The organism is Campylobacter concisus (assembly GCF_002914195.1).
Lineage (GTDB): Bacteria > Campylobacterota > Campylobacteria > Campylobacterales > Campylobacteraceae > Campylobacter_A > Campylobacter_A concisus_M.
In genome coordinates this window covers 1-677 of record NZ_PPAU01000100.1, presented here as the reverse complement: position 1 = coordinate 677, position 677 = coordinate 1, and the positions used below count along the sequence as shown (strand labels likewise).

Here is a 677-nt window from a genome sequence, read left to right as displayed (position 1 = left end):
GATAGGTGGTTTAATAAACAAGTTTTGGGGAAATAAAATTTTTATAAAAAAACAAATAGAATAAATTGTGATTGCAAATAAAGGAGCGAAAATATGAAAAATTTCAAAGAGCTAGAAAAATTTATAAAAGATGAAATCGCGGAAATAGAAGCTGACGAACGCTACCACTATGCAACCGCAAGCGTCTTAATAAATGCCCCACTGGCACTTATTCAAACAGAGATGAAAGCTAAGTTGAATGCCTACAAAGGTGTTCTTAAAAAGATTAAAGAGCTTGAAGGAGTAAAAGATGAGTGACTCAAAATCTAGGTATGAATTTTTAAAAATACCTTGGGAGGGTGACTTTGTGTATGTTAAAAAACATAAATTTGAAGAGGAGCTAGGTGGAACAAAAATACACTTTTTTGAACCTGGTTTTATTTTTGACGATTGTGAAAATAAAATAATAAGAAAAGATGTTTTTTGGGAAGATGCCTCAGTGAGAGGCTATAAAACTAATGGTTTCTTGTTTTCAAATGAAGAAGAGTGGAAGGAATATGCTAAAAAGAAATTTTTAGCATGTAAAGATACTCTTTTGGTAGAGGTAGAGCCTGACAGCGATAATGAGATTTTCGACTTAGAATTTCATTGATGATATTGAAACAAGATATTATATGAAAAACCTGACAAAAAAAGAA

General features: G+C 31.2%; 2 protein-coding genes. Both read left to right on the top strand.

What is annotated here, in order from left to right:
- Positions 1 to 93 precede the first annotated feature (93 nt).
- Positions 94 to 297 carry a hypothetical protein gene (locus CYP28_RS06025; RefSeq protein ID WP_103593498.1) on the top strand — a complete coding sequence of 68 codons (204 nt, stop codon included), beginning with the start codon at positions 94 to 96 and terminating at the stop codon, positions 295 to 297.
- Entirely contained in the window at positions 290 to 631 is a 342-nt protein-coding gene (locus CYP28_RS06020; protein ID WP_103593497.1) for a hypothetical protein, read from the top strand. Before CYP28_RS06025 ends, CYP28_RS06020 begins: the two co-directional genes overlap by 8 nt.
- Positions 632 to 677 lie beyond the last annotated feature (46 nt).

What these genes read in the sequence shown, in the direction of transcription:
- CYP28_RS06020 (WP_103593497.1), top strand. Translation starts at nt 290, where the DNA reads ATGAGTGACTCAAAATCTAGGTATGAATTTTTAAAAATACCTTGGGAG.
- CYP28_RS06025 (WP_103593498.1), top strand. Translation starts at nt 94, where the DNA reads ATGAAAAATTTCAAAGAGCTAGAAAAATTTATAAAAGATGAAATCGCG.